Annotated in this window: 20 protein-coding genes; all 20 read left to right on the forward strand. The window is 37.2% G+C overall.

Annotation, left to right across the window (positions count from 1 at the left end; genetic code table 11):
• A partial coding sequence (locus EPU_RS06030; protein ID WP_010167646.1) for a flagellar M-ring protein FliF C-terminal domain-containing protein occupies positions 1–1,382 on the forward strand: 1,382 nt, incomplete at its 5' end.
• 4 nt (positions 1,383–1,386) lie between these two features.
• Positions 1,387–2,397, forward strand: a complete 1,011-nt coding sequence (fliG, locus tag EPU_RS06035) for a flagellar motor switch protein FliG (protein WP_010167541.1) — start codon at positions 1,387–1,389, stop codon at positions 2,395–2,397.
• Positions 2,390–3,124: a hypothetical protein gene (locus tag EPU_RS06040; protein ID WP_010167543.1), complete on the forward strand. Its 735-nt coding sequence runs from the start codon at positions 2,390–2,392 to the stop codon at positions 3,122–3,124. The genes fliG and EPU_RS06040 overlap by 8 nt, the downstream gene beginning before the upstream one ends.
• Positions 3,111–4,409, forward strand: coding sequence for a flagellar protein export ATPase FliI (fliI, locus tag EPU_RS06045; protein ID WP_029488121.1), 1,299 nt, complete (start codon positions 3,111–3,113; stop codon positions 4,407–4,409). The genes EPU_RS06040 and fliI overlap by 14 nt, the downstream gene beginning before the upstream one ends.
• On the forward strand, positions 4,406–4,864 hold the full coding sequence (fliJ, locus tag EPU_RS06050) for a flagellar export protein FliJ (protein WP_029488122.1): 459 nt from the start codon (positions 4,406–4,408) through the stop codon (positions 4,862–4,864). Before fliI ends, fliJ begins: the two co-directional genes overlap by 4 nt.
• Positions 4,848–5,597 (forward strand): MotE family protein, encoded by a 750-nt coding sequence (locus EPU_RS06055; protein WP_010167654.1) that lies wholly within the window; start codon positions 4,848–4,850, stop codon positions 5,595–5,597. The genes fliJ and EPU_RS06055 overlap by 17 nt, the downstream gene beginning before the upstream one ends.
• Positions 5,598–5,624: 27 nt before the next feature.
• Positions 5,625–7,253, forward strand: coding sequence for a flagellar hook-length control protein FliK (locus EPU_RS06060; protein ID WP_029488123.1), 1,629 nt, complete (start codon positions 5,625–5,627; stop codon positions 7,251–7,253).
• A gap of 33 nt (positions 7,254–7,286) precedes the next feature.
• Positions 7,287–8,087, forward strand: a complete 801-nt coding sequence (locus EPU_RS06065; RefSeq protein WP_010167657.1) for a flagellar hook capping FlgD N-terminal domain-containing protein — start codon at positions 7,287–7,289, stop codon at positions 8,085–8,087.
• 96 nt (positions 8,088–8,183) lie between these two features.
• On the forward strand, positions 8,184–9,605 hold the full coding sequence (locus EPU_RS06070) for a flagellar hook protein FlgE (protein WP_010167659.1): 1,422 nt from the start codon (positions 8,184–8,186) through the stop codon (positions 9,603–9,605).
• A gap of 6 nt (positions 9,606–9,611) precedes the next feature.
• Positions 9,612–9,824 (forward strand): flagellar FlbD family protein, encoded by a 213-nt coding sequence (locus EPU_RS06075; RefSeq protein ID WP_010167661.1) that lies wholly within the window; start codon positions 9,612–9,614, stop codon positions 9,822–9,824.
• A 52-nt stretch (positions 9,825–9,876) separates the two neighbouring features.
• A complete protein-coding gene (locus tag EPU_RS06080) occupies positions 9,877–10,644 on the forward strand; it encodes a motility protein A (protein ID WP_010167663.1) in 768 nt (255 codons plus the stop codon).
• A 15-nt stretch (positions 10,645–10,659) separates the two neighbouring features.
• The gene (locus EPU_RS06085) at positions 10,660–11,415 is read left to right on the forward strand and encodes an OmpA/MotB family protein (protein ID WP_010167665.1); all 756 of its coding nucleotides are present in this window, start codon (positions 10,660–10,662) and stop codon (positions 11,413–11,415) included.
• Between the two features lie 30 nt (positions 11,416–11,445).
• On the forward strand, positions 11,446–11,910 hold the full coding sequence (locus EPU_RS06090; RefSeq protein WP_010167667.1) for a flagellar basal body-associated FliL family protein: 465 nt from the start codon (positions 11,446–11,448) through the stop codon (positions 11,908–11,910).
• Positions 11,911–11,983: 73 nt separating this feature from the next.
• Positions 11,984–12,967 (forward strand): flagellar motor switch protein FliM, encoded by a 984-nt coding sequence (gene fliM, locus EPU_RS06095; protein ID WP_010167669.1) that lies wholly within the window; start codon positions 11,984–11,986, stop codon positions 12,965–12,967.
• A complete protein-coding gene (gene fliY / locus EPU_RS06100; RefSeq protein WP_010167671.1) occupies positions 12,967–14,193 on the forward strand; it encodes a flagellar motor switch phosphatase FliY in 1,227 nt (408 codons plus the stop codon). The genes fliM and fliY overlap by 1 nt, the downstream gene beginning before the upstream one ends.
• 37 nt (positions 14,194–14,230) lie before the next feature.
• On the forward strand, positions 14,231–14,593 hold the full coding sequence (locus tag EPU_RS06105; protein WP_010167672.1) for a response regulator: 363 nt from the start codon (positions 14,231–14,233) through the stop codon (positions 14,591–14,593).
• 312 nt (positions 14,594–14,905) lie between these two features.
• Positions 14,906–15,637, forward strand: coding sequence for a flagellar type III secretion system pore protein FliP (fliP, locus tag EPU_RS06115; RefSeq protein ID WP_029488124.1), 732 nt, complete (start codon positions 14,906–14,908; stop codon positions 15,635–15,637).
• A 10-nt stretch (positions 15,638–15,647) separates the two neighbouring features.
• Positions 15,648–15,914, forward strand: coding sequence for a flagellar biosynthesis protein FliQ (gene fliQ / locus EPU_RS06120; protein ID WP_010167679.1), 267 nt, complete (start codon positions 15,648–15,650; stop codon positions 15,912–15,914).
• 8 nt (positions 15,915–15,922) lie between these two features.
• Complete coding sequence (gene fliR, locus EPU_RS06125) at positions 15,923–16,711, forward strand: flagellar biosynthetic protein FliR (protein ID WP_010167681.1); 789 nt, start codon at positions 15,923–15,925, stop codon at positions 16,709–16,711.
• The gene (flhB, locus tag EPU_RS06130; RefSeq protein WP_010167683.1) at positions 16,701–17,801 is read left to right on the forward strand and encodes a flagellar biosynthesis protein FlhB; all 1,101 of its coding nucleotides are present in this window, start codon (positions 16,701–16,703) and stop codon (positions 17,799–17,801) included. Before fliR ends, flhB begins: the two co-directional genes overlap by 11 nt.
• Positions 17,802–17,808 lie beyond the last annotated feature (7 nt).

The raw sequence follows: 17,808 nt of genomic DNA on the forward strand, positions 1-17,808 counted from the left end.
TTACTTACGAATTAATTGACGGAAGAACCATACAAGTTAATGAAGAAGATTTAAACACCGCTAAAATAATTCTTACTCGTGAAAATGTTCCTCGAGGAGACTACACTTTTTATGATGCAATTACAAATTCCATGTCAACCACGGAAGCTGAAAAAAGAACTAAGCTTATTTATTTAAAGCAAGTAGACCTTGAGAACATATTGATGGGTATGGAGGGAATAGCCGAAGCAACTGTACAGCTTAATGTACCAGAAGAGAAAAATTCCTTTATTGCATCCCAAATGGAAAGTTCAGCAAGTGTTGTACTTACTCTCCATAGACAAATTAGTGATAATCAAATTGAGGGAATAGCTAGGTTGCTTTCAAACGCAGTTGATAATTTGAAGCTTGAAAATATTACCATCTTGGATTCTGATAGCAATGTATTGTTTTCTGGAGACGAGTTTGGTGAAATGACTGCATCTGACCAGCAGAGCTTAAAAAGTAGTGCTGAAAAAGATATAGTAAATAAGCTTACAACTTTACTTAGTCCAATCTATGATGAAGTTGCCATTAGTCCTAATTTAATTTTAGATTTTGATTATTTTGAACAAACCAAAGAAGAATATACAACTCCAATTACAGATTCACAAACTGGACTTGTAGATCAAGAAAGTCGCAGAAATTATGAAGCGACCAATATTCAAGATGGCTTTGCTCCGGGGCTTGACCCTAATGTAGAAGATGTACCCGAATATGTCGCTGGAAATGAACTTTCTGGCAATTATGAAGGCGGCACTTCCGACATTATATATAAACACAATAAAACACTATCTAATGAAATAAAAAATATTGGAACTATCGACTACAACAATTCTTCTGTTGCTATCAATTTAACAAAATATAACGTATACGACGAAGCTCTATTAGAGGATACTCTTCCAGATGATCAAACTTGGGCAGAATTTAAATTAGCAAATGACGTAACTAATATTTTAGTCGTTGAACAAGCCACCATTGATGCAATAAAAATGGGTGCTGGTTTAGAAAACGTCGCCGTTATTGCTTATGAAAAACCTGTATTTATTGATAAAGAGCCATTTACTCTACAAACCGAAGATGTTATTCCTTATATTTTATTGCTTGCGTTAGGAGCTGTTATTGTAGTAGTTATGATTAGATTTAGAAAACCTGTCGAAGAAGTTGTTACCGAAGATGAATTTGAGTTTGAAGATTTATTACCTGTTGCTGGACCTGAAGAAGAGGAGGAGGATTCATTGCAAGATATTGAACTAAAAGAAGTTATTGAAACAAAAGCAAAAATCGACAAATTTATTGATGAAAAACCTGAAGCTGTTGCGGGACTACTCCGCAATTGGCTAGAAGAAGATTGGGGGGATTGATCTAATGCGAAAAGGTGAGAGCATTTCCTCAAAACAAAAAGCTGCTATGTTCTTGATTTCTATTGGACCCGAAAAATCTGCCAAAATTTTCAAATATCTCAAGGACGACGAAATCGAAGATCTAACCCTTGAAATTGCTAGCATTAAAACTGTATCTTCTCAAATGAAAAAGGACGTTTTAAATGAATTTTATGAAATCTGTTTGGCTCAAGATTATATCGCAGAGGGTGGTATCAGTTATGCTAAGCAACTTCTCGAAAAGGCTCTCGGTTTCGACAAAGCAAACGAAGTTATAAATAAACTTACAATGAACTTGCAAGTTAGACCTTTTGAATTTGCTCGCAAAGCAGACGCTAGCCAGCTTATCAACTTTATTCAACACGAGCATCCACAAACCATTGCTCTAATATTATCCTATTTAAAGCCAACTCAGGCGTCAACTATTTTGAGTGCTTTACCAATCGAAATACAAGTGGATACTGCAAAGAGAATTGCCCTTATGGATAGGGCWTCTCCAGATGTTGTAAATGAGATTGAAAGRCAATTCGAAAAACGTTTGTCGGCTCTTGTTACCGAAGAATACACCAACGTTGGTGGTCTTGACGCTATCGTTCAGATTATTAACCAAGTGGATAGAGCCACCGAAAAGAATATTATGGAATCTCTCGAAATAGAGCAACCAGAACTTGCCGAAGAAATCAAAAAGAAAATGTTTGTATTCGAAGATATTGTTACTCTTGGCGACAGAGACATTCAACGTCTTATGCGTGAAATTGATAATCATGAACTTGCAATATCGCTTAAAGGTGCTAACGAAGCCGTTAAATCGATTATATTCAAAAACGTTTCCACTCGTCTTGCTGCCATGATTCAAGAGGACATCGAGTTTATGGGACCTAAGCGTGTTAAAGAAATAGAAGAGTCACAGCAAAACATTGTGGGTATTATTCGTAAACTAGAAGAACAAGGAGAAATTGTTATTGCTCGTGGATCAGGAGATGAGATGATTGTCTAATATTATTAAAGGAAAATGGAAAACAGAAAACGTTGTTGAAATTGGTACTCAGTTTCTGCAAGACTCTTCTCCAATTGTTACCATGGAAAGTATTACTAAATTAGAAGCTGAAACTCGCCTTCTCCTCGAAAACGCTAAAGAACAGGCAGATTCCATAATTTCTGCAGCAAAATTGGAAGTGCAACAAATGCACGAATCGACCGATAAACAAATAGAGGAGGAAAAAATCGAGTTTGAAAAACAACTTAAACGCAGAGAAGATGAATTAGAGCTACAGGGTGCTGATATATTATTTGAAGCATATCAAAATTCAGACGACATCCAAGCTGAAGCTTTAACCGAAAAAAAACAAATTCTTGATAGTATAGAGGGATCTGTTATCGATTTGCTTATATCATTATTAGGCTCCATTGTTTCTAACGAGRTTGCTCATTCTAATAAATGGATTGCTTTTTTAGTGCATAAGTTGCTTTTCGGCGAAGATATTGACCCCAATATAGAAATTGGACTTTCTAAGGCAGTTTATGATAGATTGACCGAAGATGAAATTGTAGAAATTGAATCTATTAACAAAGGCGCGCAAGTAGTTAGAAATGCTCGGTTGAGTGATTATACCATAGAAATTTCTACAGATCGCGGTCAAATCATATACGATCCTCTTGATTCTTTGGAGGAGCTAAAAAAAGATCTTCGACTTTTGAGTGAGGTGAGCCATGATTTCACTTGATAAGTATTATAATATTTTAGAGAAATCCCGAGTTATTTATAAAGGCAAAGTAAGCAAGGTTGTGGGAAGCGCAATTGAGTCGATTGGACCTATGTCTAATATCGGAGATATTTGCGAGATTGTACCAAAAACTGGTAACACGCTGCTTGCAGAAGTTGTTGGCTTTCGCGAGAAAAATATTTTGCTAATGCCCTTAGGAAATAACTCTGGCATTGGTCCTGGCTGTCCTGTAATTTCTAATGGCCAAAAAATTACTATTAAAGTCGACGAAAGTTTACTTGGTAAAGTTGTAGATTGGCGAGCCAACCCTTTAGACGGCACGCCTAATCGTTGTAAATTTTCGGTACCGATCGAGCAGGATGCGCCAGATCCTCTAAAGCGCAAGCGCATTGCTTCTCAGATGGTGTTAGGAATTAAAGCCATCGATGGAATGCTTAGCATTGGCAGTGGGCAGCGTATGGGAATCTTTGCAGGTAGCGGCGTGGGCAAAAGTACTCTTATGGGGATGATTGCTCGTAACGCTATTTCGGATATCAATGTTATTGCTTTAATTGGAGAACGAGGACGTGAGGTTCGAGAATTTTTAGAAAAAGATTTAAAGGAGGCTGGTCTTGCACGGTCTATTGTTGTTGTTGCGACATCCGATCAGCCCGCACTGATTAGATTAAAGGCCGCSAAGACCGCAACTGCCATAGCCGAATATTTTAGAGATCAAGGAAAGCAAGTATTGTTTTTAATGGATTCACTTACTCGATTTTCTATGGCACAGCGTGAAATTGGCCTTTCGATTGGCGAACCTCCTGTTTCTCGYGGATATACTCCTTCTGTTTTTGGRGTTATGCCTAAGTTATTGGAAAGAACTGGCAACAACGAGATTGGCGGAATCACTGGTTTATACACTGTATTGGTAGATGGAGACGATTTTAACGARCCCGTTACGGATACCGCTCGAGGTATATTAGACGGACATATAATGCTTAGCCGCAAGATTGCACACAGAGCTCATTATCCAGCCATCGATGTACTTGCAAGTATCTCGAGGGTTATGGGTGATGTTATTTCTGCTGAGCATCGCGAGCTGGCTACCATTATCAAGAGACATATGGCGGTCTATGCCGATGTAGAAGATTTGATTAACGTTGGTGCCTATAACCGTGGTTCTAATCCTGAAATTGATGCGGCGATAGATAAAATGGGTGCCATCAATGCCTTTCTCACTCAAAAAGTTGATGAAAATATTCCTCTTGAACAAACTTTAGAAATTATGAGGAACATTGTTCAATGAGGTTTAGGTTAGAGTCCATCTTATCATTAAAAGAAAATATCGAACAAGTAAAACAAAAAGAATTGGCTGATGCCTATGCAAAAAAGAATCGAATACTTGAACGAAAACAATCACTTGAAGATGCAAAAAACGAATTAAACAAAATAATCAAAGACTCTTTGCGGGGAGCTATTACTCCACAAGAACTGATGTTAAACACTAGGTATATTGGAGTACTAGATACACAAATGCAGCAGATAGCAGCTGAAATCGTCAAAGCAGATGCTGAAATTGAGGTCAARCGCCTCGCTTTGGTAGACGCTATGAAAGAACGAAAAATTTTAGAAAATCTTAAGGAGATGCAGCTCGAAGAGTTAAAAAAAGAGTTGCTGCTTGAGGAACAAAAATTGACAGATGAAATAGTAGGATATAGGTATATTCAGCAAGAAAGGGGTGAAGATGACAGTGGCCAGTGACGTTGTGACGACACAAATTTCTCCATCTAAAGACAATAAAGATAATAAAAACAATACCAAGAATCCAAAAAAGAAAAAAGGAAAAGCTTCTCGATTTTTTCGTCTGCTTACAATTATTATCTTATGCGCTGTTTTTTATATCTATTGGGATCCAATCAATGCTTATTTAGCGCCTAAGCTAAAAGATGTTCCATATTTAAACCAAGTATTTTTTATAGATCCAGACGGAGACTTATACGAAGGGTGGTCGACTAATCAGCTTATTGCTGAAATTGAGCAACTAAAAGCAACTGTTCTTGCAAACGAAGAACAACTTGCAGACAAAAATATTCAGATTACAGATTTGCAAGGTCAAATTGAACGTCTTCAAATATTTGAGGATGAATATAATACTTTTATAGAAGAAAAAGACGCTTTTAATTTTCAATTAGCAGAGGCTAATCCAGCACTTTTTACAGAGCAATACGAAAAAATGGAACCAGATATTGCTCAAGAAATTTATGCACAGTTAATCAGTGGAGTAGAATTAAGTGCAGCACAAAAAGCACAAGCAAACACAATTACAGAGATGGATTCAGCTACTGCCGCAGAAGCAATTACACTTTTACTTGCAACTGACGCGGATTTAATTAGAAACATCTTTGCAAATATGACTAGTGCGGCACAAGCTAGTATATTAGATGAAATGAGCGCAGAGAACGCAGCACAGGCAATAAGGCTTACATCGCCTTAACGACACATGTAAAAAGGGGAGAAAGTTATGTTAAACTTTAGTATTTCAGAGGTTGCATATCGAGCATTTACCACAAAACAAGCACAGTCTATCGTAACTGCAAGTACATTAGACTTTAAAGACGCACTAGCAAGTGTAAAAGTCGAAAACCCTGCCAATAAGCAGACCGAAAGCTCTTACGACAAATACAATAAGAAAAAAGACGATAAACAAGTTGATAAAAAAGACGTCGTCAAAAAGAACGATAAAGATGAAACCGCTCCAGAAAAAGTTGATAAACCAGATAAGGCAGATAAATCTGATTCTGCTAATCAAACAGACAAATCGCAAGACAATCAAAAATCTGAAAAGGCAGATAACACTGAGAAAACAGATGAGTCACAGAACACTGGCAATGTGACCGAAACAGAAGAAGTTGCCGAAACTAAGGAAGAGGTTGAAGTTACGGAGATTGAGGTGTTTGCTATGATCGCTCAAAGCTTGCAAATCACTCCAGAGCAACTGACAGCTGTTATGGATAAATTGAACATCACTCTCGAAGATATGGTCAACAATCCCGAACTTTTAGAAGATTTAATCAGCGAAGTTCATACTCTCAGTGACATAATGACAAACAAAGATTTAATGGACGGCATAGTAAAACTTAGAGATATGTTTAATCATAAAGATATCCGTGTGCGAGACGATACACAAGCTTCACATATCATAAATCAAACCGATGAGCTTGTTACCGAAGACGTTCTAACTACTGCTGACGATTTGGCTCCTCTGCGAGATTTTAAAAATAATAAGCAGATGGTCGACCAAACTCCRGTTCAAGAAAATGCCACAGCAAACGGAGAAAAAAGCATAACTCAAAARGCAATCGCTGATGTAACTAAAGAAGTCGCTTCTCAGGCTCCTCGYCAGGAAGCCAAGTTAGAGCAAAATATTACTCAGCARGGTGCCACTACTGCAACAACAAACCAAACTTCTACTACTAATCACACTACTGCAACCATTGCTCCTACTGCTGCTCAAAATACGCTCACAGCAACAGCCGTTGGCGCAGCAGCAGAAACTACAGCAAATAATAATCAACAAGGTTCTAATCACAATAACCTAATGAATATGAATATTAATATTGAGGCTATGGCATCCAAATTACGTAGTACTCCGCAAGCCACCAATCTACACAATTTGAATAATGCTCCGCCAACGCCGCGTCTGCAAACTCCTATCGCGACGCAAATCGTGGATAAAATTCAGGTACTAACACTGACTGATGGCACGCAAATTACGGTCGACTTAGATCCACGTGACCTTGGACGACTCTCTCTTACTGTTACCGAAAACAGCGGAATTCTCAAAGCTGACATTAAGGTTGAAAGTGAAAAAGTCAGAGAGATGGTTCTTGATCAACTTGATAGTCTAAAAGAAACACTCGAGCAAAAAGGAGTTACTATTAGCGAATTCAGCGTTGATGTTCGGGATCAAGGTTTTCATTCTCAAATGGAGCAAGGAAAGAGTAAGTCACAAAGGCGTATTCAAGAGTTACTCAGCATGCATTTCGATGATGATGAGGAGGATGAGGAAGATTTGGGATTAGCGTCTGATGAAGTTCAACTTGAACCAACTCAAATTAGACATAATCAAAATGTAAATATTCAGGTGTAGAATCGACAACTTTTGCGTTACAGGAGGCATATAATGAGTGAAGTCAATAATTTAAGTTACATTGCTCCAGATAATGAAATAATTCAAAATAAACCAGAAACTAGAGAGCCCGATCAAGATTTAGGCAAAGATGCATTTATGAGCCTGCTTATCACACAGCTGCAATACCAAGATCCGCTCTCGCCTATGGATAATAGCGAAATGATGGCGCAAATGGCGCAATTTACTGCTTTGGAGCAAATGATGAATGTTGCTTTGGCTACAAATAAACAAACAGCTCTTAGTATGGTTGGCAACTTTGTAGAGTATTCTTATAAAAACTTGGAAACAGGCAAAACTGAATATAGCTCTGGCAAAGTTGAGTATGTAAAAACGCAAGGTGACGATGCTCTTCTTGGTATTGGAGAAAACGAAGTTAAATTAGCAGATATTATACAGGTTTTAAACACAGAAAACGTAAAACCTCAAATTACTGCATTTGAAACTCTTGGCAAGACTGTTCAAGCGCAATCAGAGCATATGAATGACGACGGAATTGTAGAACCATCGTTAATAGAAGGTGAAGTATTGGAAATCAAACTCAAAGATGGCAAGCCATTTGTGGTTATTGGTACAGGCACTTATGAACTTGAAATTGACTTTGAGAAAGTAAAAAATGTTGTTGAAAATCCGTCCATCACGGGGCGCACTGTCACTGCGACAACAAACGATTATAACGGTAACCCAATCGAAGTTTCTGGAAAAGCTGAATATGTTTCAACTTTGAAAGATAATACGTATGTTTATGTAAATAATCAGTTTGTAAACTTCAATCAAATCACTTCGATTAAGTAGTGGCGGGCAATTACAGAGACATAGAATAATCTAAACATTACTAGAATAGCAAAAGCAATATTGGTTTGCTATACAAAGACGAGGAGGAAATTAGTTATGATGCGTTCACTTTTTTCTGGAGTTTCTGGACTTCAGAGTCACCAACTTAAAATGGATGTTATTGGTAACAATATTGCCAACGTAAATACTATTGGATTTAAATCACAAAGAGTTACCTTTGCGGATGTGTATTATCAAACCACTCAATCTGCTACTACAGCAAATGAAATGACTGGATTGGGCGGTATGAATGCTATGCAAATTGGTCTTGGAACATCTGTTTCGAGTATAGACATGCTGATGACACCTGGTTCTGCGCAAAGAACAGATAATCCATTCGACCTTATGATCGAAGACGACGCTATGTTTATAGTTTCAGATGCAACAGGAACTTACTATACTCGATCTGGCGCATTTCGCGTAGATGAAAGGGGAACACTGGTTATTCCAAATGGTATGAGAGTTCAGGGTTGGCCTGCAAATGAAATTGGCACAGAAATTATGCGTGGTACTGTTGGAGATTTAAAGCTCAATACTCCTGAAAACAACTCGGCAGATCCTCAGACTACTACAGATGTTAACATTACAGGAAATTTAAATGTTGATGACTCCATAAATGCGGATGGAACAACAGCAAGTCCCATTTATTCTGCAATCAAATTTTATGATACGCTGGGCACTCAATATAGTATGCCTATAACATTTACTGCGACAACTTTAGACGCAGCTCAAGGACAAACAGTTTGGACAATTGGTATTCCTGCTGATACGCTTACCACACCGCCAAATCCTTTTACTACCATAACAGATACGGATGGAAATCAATATTTAATAACACCACCAGTGCCAACTCCAAATCCAGCTGTTATCAAATTTGACGTCGATGGAGAAATTGTCTTAGACGGTACCGAGGAAATGCAATTCACGGCGATCAATCTTAGAAACGCATATGTACGCGACCCAGACGACCCATCTATTGCAACTCTAGCACCTATTATAGCAGATGTTGGTACCCAAGGAACTGGCGGAGGAACTATAGAAGTAAACCTTAGCCTTCTTACCCAATATGATTCAATAACCAACTTAGACCCTAATATGGGAACACTAGACTTTAATGGGGCCGGAAAAGCTGCGGGCGAAATGCAAGGATTTGATGTAGGTACAGACGGAAAGATCACAGCGTATTATAGCAATGGCGATATAAAGCTTTTAGGCCAAGTTGCGGTAACGTATTTCGACAACCTGGCTGGTCTTGAGAAAGTAGCAGATAATGTGTTTAAGTCTACTGCAAACTCAGGAGATTTTGATGGTGTGGGCGCCGCTGGTTCATTTGCCACAGGTACTTTAGAGATGAGTAATGTTGACTTATCTAAGGAATTTACAGAGATGATTACCACACAAAGGGGATACCAAGCAAGTTCCAAAACTATTACCACTTCCGATGAGATGCTACAGGAACTCATCAACCTTAAGAGGTAATAATGTATGGTAACAGTTACTAGATTAAATGGAAAAAAGTTTATTATTAACGCAGAATTAATTGAAACTATGGAGGAAACTCCAGATACCGTTATCACAATTCGAGATGGAAAAAAATTTGTGGTAATAGAAAGTATTGAAAATTTAATAGATCAGATTATAACTTATAAAAGATCTTGGTTTTTATTAGAGAGATTTGACAATCCCAATACATTATAGATAGGGATTAGTCTTATATAAAAAAAAGATTTAGCGAATGAGGTGAAAGAAAATGGATAAAGGAGCACCGTTAGGGTTATTTCTCGGAATATTTTTTATGGTCCTTGCTATTGGTTTTGATAAAATTGCAGACTTTATAGATATTCCATCAATACAAATCGTTTTTGGTGGACTTGTTGCAGCACTATTGCTTGCCAATCCTATGAACAAACTTGGACCGGGATTTTCTGCTTTTAAACTTATTTTTAAGGAAATTACTGTTAAACCCGAGAATTTAATTTCCCAAATTAATGAACTTGCGCAAGCTGCACGACGTGAGGGCTTGTTGGTTTTAGAAGAAAAAGCTCGCGATATGGAAGACCCTTTTATGCAAAAAGGGATTATGCTTATGGTTGACGGAACCGACCCAGAACTTATAAGAGATATTTTAGAAACAGAACTTGCATTTATGGAAGATCGTCATAAAGATAAGCAAGGGTTTTGGGAACACATCGCCGAACTTGGACCTGCTTGGGGAATGATCGGTACGCTTATTGGTTTGGTAAACATGCTTGCGCAACTAAGTGACCCGTCCACACTGGGTCCTTCAATGGCCGTTGCCTTAATAACAACGTTATACGGTTCGGTTATAGCCAATTTCGTTGCGGGTCCTTCTGTAAAAAAACTTAAGGGCAAAACTGCTGTCGAAGTTGTTGCACGACAAATGATGATAGAAGGACTTCTTTCTATTCAGGCCGGAGAAAATCCTCGAGTAATCGAAGAAAAATTAAAGTCATTCTTAGCGCCATCTTTACGTGGTTCTGAAGAAGACGCAGCGTAAGAGGGGGTGAGCTAAGTGGCAAAGAAGAAGAAAGAAGAAGAAGCTCCAGCTGGAGCACCCGCGTGGATGGCCACATTTAGTGACTTAATGACTTTGTTGCTATGCTTTTTCGTATTACTATTTAGTATGTCTAGTCTTGATATTGCCAAATTTACTGCATTTATAAACTCATACTCTGGCTCTACCGGGATTATTGACGGAGGAGAAGTTTTGCTCAATAGCAACGGGATGCTTGGTGGAGGAGTTGAAAATGTACCCGAAGAAGAAGATAGAAAAGCTGCCGAAAATATAAAGCAGATTACTATTGAAATGGAAAATATTAAAGAAGAATTAGATAAATTTCTAAAATCTGAAGGCCTTGACAATAAAGTTACTGTGGAACAAGATGGTGAAGAAGTTGTACTTACGTTTGAAGATTTTATGCTTTTTGACTCTGGTCTTGCAGTTATCAAACCAGACGGATTGGAAGTTCTTGGAAAAATCGGCAATGAAATTAAACAATATTTAGAAGATGATTACATCGCCAGAGCAGAAGGGCACACAGATAACCTTCCAATCAATTCTCTAATTTTTCCTAGCAACTGGGAACTTTCTGCATCTCGTGCCATTTCTGTTGCCAAATATTTAATTAATGACATAGGAATAAGTCCAATGCGAATTTCAGCGGAGGGATTTGGTGAGTTTTATCCTATCGCGACTAATGACACTCCTGAGGGGCGTGCTCAAAATCGTCGTGTAGAAATAAAAATAGCAAAAGATGCTATAGATTAAATTATATTTTTAGGGGGAGAGATATTATCTATGGATAAAAAAGTTATCATTATTATCAGTGTAGTGGGAGTAGTATTACTACTTACCATTTTGGGGGCAGTAGCGGCTGTTTTCTTTTTTATGAACCAAGAACCACCTGCGCCAGTTGATCCAAATAGACGTCCAGAAGAAATAGTTACAGTGGCATTAACTGCTACTCTTATGGCTAATGTTTTGGACGAAAGCGGCGATGTTCATGTATTAAGAATTCACCCTGCATTTGAATTAAACGCAGAAAGCGATGGCATCGACATTTTGAATGCTACCACTTTTCCTTTGATGGAAATTAGAATTAGAGATGCCATTCTCACATTAGCCAGCACCTACACCTATGAAATGTTACTCGCACCTGGTGCACACTCTCGAGTTGCAATCGATATTAAAGATACTATAAATMAGTTGTTTGATACCGATGTAATTTTTGGAGTCATTTGGCAAGAATTTTTAGTTCAATAATTTACTTGTACTAAAATTTTAAATTGTGTTATAATATTAGAAAGTAGTATTTATTTAAAAAGGAGGTGGTAATTTGAGTGAGCTACTTTCACAAGAAGAAATAGACGCCCTCTTTGCGGCGCTTGATACTGGTGAATTAGACGTTGAAGAAATGAAGGAAAAGGACAAGGAAAGAATTGTTAAGGAATATAATTTTGCTCGTCCTACCAAATTTTCTAGAGAACATCTTAGAACTCTTGAACTTATGGGTGAAAACTATGCTAGATTAATCAGTCAATATTTATCCGGTCTTATGAGAACATTGGTTCCTATTAAGGTGGTAAGTTCTGAAGCAATAACATTTTCGGATTTCACTAGCTCATTGTCAAATCCGATTGCACTTGCTATAGTTGATCCCTACCCTCTAAAAAATAACATGCTTTTGGAGCTTTCAACCAACGTTGCTTTTGCCTTCCTAGAAAGACTTTTGGGCGGCGAAGGCACAGAGCTTGAGCATGTGAGGGAATTTACTAGTATAGAGCTGGTAATTTTGATTAGAGTTCTTGAACATTTTGTTGACTATATGCGAGAACCATGGGAAAATATGGTAGCCCTAAAACCCCGCATGAGTCGTGTAGAAACCAATTCGCAAATTCTTAATATGATTGCCCCAACAGAAATGGTTGCTCTTATTACTTTTAGCATACAATTTGGTGCTGTAGACGGTCTTATGAATCTATGTATTCCATATCTAACTGTTGAACCTATTATGGATAAACTTAATACCTCGTACCAATTTCAAAGTTCTGACGATAAAAAAGCCGAGCGCAATACTAATGTTGAGTATTTATTAAAACGTGCAAATATTCCAATGAAAGCAGTAGTAGGGCAAACCCATATTACTGTTAAAGAATTTATTGAACTTCAAATAGGAGATATCATTAGGTTGGATACAACGATAGATTCTCTTATAGACGTATATGTAGGAAACGTGGTAAAATTTAAAGCGGTGCCTGGTATACACAAAAATAAATCAGCTGTACAAATTAAGCAAATACTAGATAAGGAGGATGATTAATGGCTGACGGAATACTTTCCCAAGAAGAAATAAACGCATTACTTGGCGGTGTAGTAGAAGAGCCAACAGGCGATGGGGGAAGATCATCATCTGGGCACGCACTTACTCCAGATGAAATCGATGCTTTAGGCGAAATCGGCAATATAAATATGGGTACTGCTGCCACCACATTATTTGCCCTTTTAAATCATAAAGTTATGATCACGACGCCTCATGTTGAATTATTAACAGCTCAGGAACTAATAGATTCTGTGGCGCCAGATATCGTTACTGTTTCTGTAGATTATACAGTAGGGCTAACTGGGACTAACTTATTGATGTTAAAGGAATCGGATGTTAGAATTATAGCCGATTTGATGATGGGTGGGGTGGGGTTAGATAACGGCGAAGAATTAAACGAGCTTCATTTAAGCGCAATATCAGAGGCAATGAATCAGATGATTGGTTCATCTTCTACATCTATGTCTCAGATGTTTGATAAAAAAATAGATATTTCACCACCACACGCCGTTCAATTTGAGTCTGCAAAAGACAAAATTGAGCAACTAATTTCCGGTGAAAATATGGTAGTTAAAGTATCTTTTAGAATGCAAATTCTAGATGATATTATAGACAGTGAACTAATGCAAATTTTGCCTATGAGCTTTGCAAAGGAATTGGTGGATAATCTTATGAACTCTATGTCAACTATGGGTGATGTTTCTTCACCGGAACCTCAACTAGAAACTAACAATGCACCTCAACAACAAAACTTACAGCAGCAACCACCGTATCCGCCGCCACAGCAGATGCCGTATCCGCCACAGCAGATGCCGTATCCGCCGCAGCAGATGCCGTATCCGCCGCAGCAGATGCCCTATCCGCCGCAGCAGCAATATCTTCCCGGAATGCCTCCAAGCAGCGTAGTATTCCAGCCAGATATGCAGATAGCCACACCACAATTTCAAAATTTTAATCAAATTGTAGTACCAACTGGGGCAGAAAATATTGATATATTGCTAGATGTTGCGCTTGAAGTATCAGTTGAACTGGGGCGTACTAAGAAAAAAATCAGAGAAATACTAGACTTTTCAGAAGGAAGCATTATAGAATTAGATAAACTTGTTGGCGAACCTATTGACATTTTAGTTAATGGTAAATTTATCGCCAGCGGAGAAGTTGTTGTAATTGATGAAAACTTTGGAGTTAGAATTAAGAGTATCATTAAACCTGAAAATAGAATATAACTAATACGAGATAGAGAATAGAAAGGGAGATTAATTTATGGCACAAACAATTTTGATAGTTGATGACGCAGCGTTTATGAGAATGATGATTAAAGATATTATAACTAAGAATGGTTATGAGGTTGCAGGAGAAGCTGAAAACGGGCAAATTGCAGTAGCGAAATACAAAGAACTTAAACCAGATCTCGTTCTTATGGATATTACCATGCCAGAGATGGATGGTATTCAGGCCGTTAAAGCTATTAAAGCAGCAGATGCAGGCGCAAAGGTTATTATGTGTTCTGCAATGGGTCAGCAAGCAATGGTTATAGAAGCAATCCAAGCAGGCGCTAAAGACTTTATTGTCAAACCATTTCAAGCCGATCGCATCTTGGAAGCTGTAAAAAAAGTTTTAGGCTAATGCAATATGCTGAAATCATTTTTCTACTAGTTAGCTTCGTAGTACTTTTGTTAGTTGTATTGTATTTTACCAAACATAAAGTTTCACACAAAAATTCAAACATGCAACTAATGGAGGTATTACCTCTTAATTTCAATCAATATGTATATATTATAAGAGTAGGAAATGAATTTCATTTATTTTGTGGGGGCAAAGAAGGTATGGCTTATGGGGGCCAGCTTGGTAGAGAAGGCCTTAGTTTCGAAGACAATTTAGCATTTAGTAAAGTTTTTGATAAATCGAAGATAAAATGGCAAAAGGAGTGTAAAAAAGATGGGTAAATTAGTATTGTTTTTATGCTTCTTACTTGTGCCAACTAGGGTATTTTCACTTGACGCATTAAACTCAATAACACAGTCTCCAGAGTTCGGAACTAGTCTGCAATTAGTTTTTTTTATAACATTTTTGGGACTAATCCCTACTCTTTTGTTAGTAAGCACTTCATTTACTAGAATAATTATTACACTTTATTTTTTAAAAACAGCTATGGGAACTCAGCAAATGCCTCCAAATCAAGTTGTAATAGGACTTGCTTTATTTTTAACATTTTTTGTTATGAGTCCAGTTGTTTCTACAATTAACACAGAGGCTATTGTCCCCTATTCTGAAGGTCAAATATCTCAAATGGAATTTTTAGAACAAGCCGCRGCACCTATAAAAGAGTTCATGGTAATGCAAACACGCGAYGAAGACATAAAGCTTTTTATGGATTTATCTAATCAACCTGCAATAGTTGATGAGACTAATATCCTTGCTCAGCTTCCGTATCACATAGTCGTTCCCGCGTTTATTATAAGCGAAATACGAGCTGGTTTTGTTATCGGCTTCCTAATGTATTTACCGTTTATTATAATAGACATGGTTGTCGCATCTGTACTCATGGCAATGGGTATGATGATGTTACCTCCCGCTATGATTTCATTACCTTTTAAAATATTAATATTTATCATCGTTGACGGCTGGCATCTAATTATTGGAGAATTGGTAGAAACATTTAATTTGTAAAGGAGAATATATGGAAGGGCAAATAATAGACGTTATGCGAGAAACTATAATGCTGCTAATAAAAGTGGCTTCACCTATACTATTAGTTGCCCTAAGCGTGGGGCTAATAGTTAGTATTTTTCAAACAGTTACGTCAATCCAAGAGCAAACGCTTGCTTTTATTCCAAAAATTCTAGCAGTTTTTGCTGCGATTATTTTCTTTGGCCCTTGGATGTTGACTATGCTTAGTCAATTTGTTACCGATATTATTTCAAAATTTTCAGATTTTATTGTGTAGGTTGAATTATGGAGAACATATTAGATTTATACGCATATACTGATGTTTGGTTATTAATATTTGTTCGAATTGTGGCTGTACTATCTTTATTTCCAATAATATTAGAGACTAAAGTTCCTGCAACTGTTGTTGCTATGCTTGCTATCATCTTAACTATGATAGTGTTTTTCACGATACCTCAGGGGACAATTTCTTATGCAAACACTTGGCTTGGCTACTCTATTTTGGTTATTAAAGAAATGCTAGTTGGAATGGTGTTAGGATTTGGAGTTTTGATCTTCTTTCAAGTTCTTAACTTTACGGGGCAGCTTTGGTCTAATCAGGGAGGCTTATCTATGAGCCAGTTTTATGACCCTGCCTTGGGGGCTCAAATTCCAGTTTTGGGTAGATTTTTAACTCTTGGTTTTTCTACTATTTTTGTATTATCGGGTGGATACCACTATTTTATTTCTGCCCTTATCAAAACGTTTGAATATATTCCACTCGGAACACAATTTTTTAATCCTTCCATTAGCATAACTATTTTAGATGCCGTCGCTATATTTTTTGAGCTTGGATTTAAACTTGCAACTCCTATTCTCGGAACTATTTTGCTTATTGATGTAGGACTTGGTATCCTTGCTCGTACCGTACCTCAAATGAACATGTTTGTTATAGGGTTGCCTCTCAAATTGCTAATTTTGATTTTTTTACTAATCACTATAGTAAATTATATACCAGAATATGGAAACATAATTATCGACAACATGAAAAACACTTACTTCGACTTGCTAGAGGGGCTGACGAATGGATCATAAATTAAATTTGCAATTTTTTGCAAGAGCAGAACAAGAAGGTAGAACAGAAACAGCAACAAGCAAAAAACGTTCAGATGTTCGTAAAAAAGGACAGGTTGTAAAAAGTGCCGAACTTAATACAGCACTGATTTTACTTGCTTTTTTTATAATTATGAGAATTTTAGCTCCTTATTACGTAAGTCAATGTTCTAACGTTTTCAAAAATATTATGGCTCAAATGAGAACTATTGTTGTTGAATTTAATAAGCAGCATTTCCTGCATATTATTCGCGATTCTTTAATAAATATAATTTTAATCAATGGTATCTTATTTATTGTGTTATTTTTGGTAGCTTTTCTGGCTAGCTATTGGCAAGTGGGATTTAAAGTTACTTTAGAGCCGCTAAAACCTAAGCTCAATAAATTTAATCCTGTGAATGGTTTTAAAAAAATCTTTGGAATTCGTGATTCATTAATTGAGCTTTTAAAAAACCTTTTTAAGGTAATTATTCTAGGAACTGTATTTTATAACACCATAATCTCACAGATTCCGTCTTTTTTAGGATTCTATGACCTAACTATACAAAACATTGCAATCTATGTTGCGGACGTTATTCGACAAATCGGAACAAACGTCGGGCTTGCCTTTTTAGTTCTTGCGTATGGAGATTATAGATGGCAAAAATATAAGTTTGAAGATAGTATTAAAATGACAAAACATGATGTTAAAGAAGAATTTAAGCAGTCTGAAGGTGACCCTGCTGTCAAAAGTAAGATTAGACAAAAAATGCGTGAAATGTCTATTAGCCGTATGATGAAAACTGTACCTGAGGCAGACGTTATTATAACAAATCCAACACATTTCGCTGTTGCCATTTATTATGATAGAGTTAAGGGCATTGCCCCTGTTGTAGTTGCCAAGGGTACCGACAATATGGCTCAGAGAATTAAGGAAATTGCGGCTATTTCAAATGTTCAAATAGTTGAGAACAAACCTCTTGCACGCGCACTTTATTATACAGTCGATATAGGAAGCGCCATACCTCAAGAATTGTATGAAGCCGTTGCCGAAGTATTAGCCTTCGTTTATCGACTAGAAAATAGACTATAAGGAGGTA

This window comes from Candidatus Epulonipiscium viviparus (assembly GCF_000171335.1).
Lineage (GTDB): Bacteria > Bacillota > Clostridia > Lachnospirales > Cellulosilyticaceae > Epulonipiscioides > Epulonipiscioides viviparus.